Genomic DNA, 2993 nt, shown 5'->3' with positions numbered 1-2993 from the left:
GTCCAGGTCACCCCGGTGACCTGGACGTCTGACACGTGGTGGAGGTCTCGGGGCCCGAGTCGGGCGGGGGCGTCAAGCACTGGTAATGTGGTACCGCCGTCAGAACGGCCGCGGATCCAGAGCGCCCCGGTGAATCAAGTCCCGGAGCACCGCGCAACAACACCGAAGGAGAGCCATGCCGCTCGACACTGCCACCAAGCAGCAGATCATTTCCGAGTACGGAACCAAGCCGGGCGACTCGGGTTCGCCGGAGGTGCAGATCGCGCTCCTCACGCAGCGCATCAAGGACCTCACCGAGCACCTGAAGGAGCACAAGCACGACCACCACAGCCGTCGTGGTCTGCTGCTCCTCGTGGGTCAGCGCCGTCGTCTCCAGGGTTACCTCAAGGGGATCGACATCGAGCGCTACCGCGCCCTGGTCGACAAGCTCGGCCTGCGTCGCTGATCATGCTTCCCACCAGCCCGGCCCCCGTCGCGGGGGCCGGGCTGGTCTGGTGAGATGCTGTAGTACGACAACTGAACACCGCCGCCCGTGACCTCGTCCGGTCCTCGGTAGTGGCTTCCTGAGTCTCTTCCGCTCCACGCGAGCGGCGGCTCGGTGGGCCTCGATCGATGACCGTCAGGCACGGGGGCGTTCCAAGAGAACACCGAGAGAAGGAGGGCACCCGTGGAGGGTCCCGAGATCCAGTTCGCCGAGGCCGTGATCGACAACGGTCGCTTCGGCACCCGCACCGTCCGGTTCGAGACCGGACGCCTCGCCAAGCAGGCCGCCGGCTCCGTCGCCGCGTACCTCGACGGCGAGACCATGCTGCTGTCGACCACCGCGGCCGGCAAGCACCCCAAGGACCAGTTCGACTTCTTCCCGCTGACGGTGGACGTCGAGGAGCGGATGTACGCCGCGGGTCGCATCCCCGGCTCGTTCTTCCGCCGCGAGGGCCGTCCCTCGACCGAGGCGATCCTGGCCTGCCGCCTGATCGACCGCCCGCTGCGCCCCCTGTTCGTCAAGGGCCTGCGCAACGAGGTCCAGGTGGTCATCACCGTCATGGCGATCCACCCGGACGACGCCTACGACACGCTGGCCATCAACGCCGCGTCGGCGTCCACCCAGATCTCCGGCCTGCCGTTCGACGGCCCGGTCGGCGCCGTCCGCATCGCGCTGATCGACGGCCAGTGGGTCGCGTTCCCCAAGTACTCCGACAAGGAGCGCGCGGTCTTCGACATGGTCGTGGCCGGCCGCGCCGTCGGTGACGACGTCGCGATCGCCATGATCGAGGCCGAGGCCACGGACGGTGCGTGGAACCTCATCAAGAACGAGGGCGTCGCCGCGCCGACCGAGGAGGTCGTCGCCGAGGGCATCGAGGCGGCCAAGCCGTTCATCAAGGCCCTGTGCGACGCGCAGGCGGCGCTCGCCGCACAGTCCGCCAAGGAGACGCAGGAGTTCCCGCTCTTCCCGGACTACCAGGCCGACGCGTACTCCGCCGTCGAGGCGGCCGTGACCGCGCCGACGCGCGACGCGCTGACCATCGCCGACAAGCAGGAGCGTGAGAGCACGCTCGACGCGCTCAAGGCGACCGTCCACGACCAGCTCGACGCGCAGTTCGAGGGCCGCGAGAAGGAGCTGTCGGCCGCGTTCCGCTCGCTCCAGAAGCAGCTCGTGCGCCAGCGCGTGCTGACCGACGGCGTCCGCATCGACGGCCGTGGCCTCGCGGACATCCGCACCCTCTCGGCCGAGGTCGAGGTGCTGCCCCGCGTGCACGGCTCGGCGATCTTCGAGCGCGGCGAGACCCAGATCCTGGGTGTCACCACGCTGAACATGCTCCGCATGGAGCAGCAGATCGACTCGCTCGGTCCGGAGACGCGCAAGCGCTACATGCACAACTACAACTTCCCGCCGTACTCGACCGGTGAGACGGGCCGCGTGGGCAGCCCGAAGCGCCGCGAGATCGGTCACGGTGCGCTCGCCGAGCGTGCCCTGGTGCCGGTCCTGCCGAGCCGCGAGGAGTTCCCCTACGCGATCCGCCAGGTGTCCGAGGCCCTCGGCTCCAACGGTTCGACCTCCATGGGCTCGGTGTGCGCCAGCACGCTGTCCCTGCTGAACGCCGGTGTGCCGCTGCGCGCCCCGGTCGCCGGTATCGCCATGGGCCTCGTGTCCGACACCGTGGACGGCGAGACCCGCTACGCCGCGATGACGGACATCCTGGGCGCCGAGGACGCGTTCGGCGACATGGACTTCAAGGTCGCCGGCACCAAGGAGTTCGTCACCGCCATCCAGCTCGACACCAAGCTCGACGGCATCCCGGCGTCGGTCCTCGCGGCCGCCCTGGGCCAGGCGCGCGACGCCCGTCTGACGATCCTCGAGGTCCTCGCCGAGGCGATCGACGTCCCGGACGAGATGTCCCCGAACGCCCCGCGCGTCATCACGGTGAAGGTCCCGACCGACAAGATCGGCGAGGTCATCGGCCCGAAGGGCAAGATGATCAACCAGATCCAGGAGGAGACGGGCGCGGACATCTCCATCGAGGACGACGGCACCGTGTACATCGGCGCCACCGACGGCCCCTCGGCCGAGGCTGCCCGCGCGGCGATCAACGCGATCGCCAACCCGCACGTCCCCGAGGTGGGCGAGCGGTTCGTCGGCACCGTCGTCAAGACGACGTCGTTCGGCGCCTTCATCTCGCTGTCCCCGGGCAAGGACGGTCTGCTGCACATCAGCCAGATCCGCAAGCTCGTGGGTGGCAAGCGCGTCGAGAACGTCGACGACGTGCTGTCCATCGGCCAGAAGGTCCAGGTCGAGATCGGCGAGATCGACCCGCGCGGCAAGCTCTCGCTGGTCGCCGTCACCGACGAGGAGGAGTCGGCCTCGTCCGACGCCGCCGAGCCGGCCGCCGAGGCCACCGCACCCGCGGAAGCCTGACATGACGTGGCACCTGCCGCTCGTACCCACGGGCGAGCCCGGTGCCGAGCTGACCGCCGGGCAGGACGGCGCGACGATC

The 2993-nt window shown here is 69.5% G+C and carries 2 protein-coding genes; both read left to right on the top strand.

The features are described from left to right. Positions 1-175: 175 nt before the first annotated feature. Positions 176-445: a 30S ribosomal protein S15 gene (gene rpsO / locus ACFWEJ_RS28190; protein ID WP_020016810.1), complete on the top strand. Its 270-nt coding sequence runs from the start codon at positions 176-178 to the stop codon at positions 443-445. 222 nt (positions 446-667) lie between these two features. Then, on the top strand, positions 668-2914 hold the full coding sequence (locus ACFWEJ_RS28185) for a polyribonucleotide nucleotidyltransferase (protein WP_377232471.1): 2247 nt from the start codon (positions 668-670) through the stop codon (positions 2912-2914). The last annotated feature ends 79 nt before the right edge of the window (positions 2915-2993 follow it).

Origin of the sequence: Promicromonospora sp. NPDC060204, assembly GCF_042728455.1 — a bacterium.
Taxonomy (GTDB): Bacteria; Actinomycetota; Actinomycetes; order Actinomycetales; family Cellulomonadaceae; genus Promicromonospora.
This window is presented reverse-complemented; position numbering and strand designations above follow the sequence as displayed.

Excerpts from the sequence above, each read along its gene's own strand:
- rpsO (WP_020016810.1), top strand. The coding sequence starts at position 176 with ATGCCGCTCGACACTGCCACCAAGCAGCAGATCATTTCCGAGTACGGA.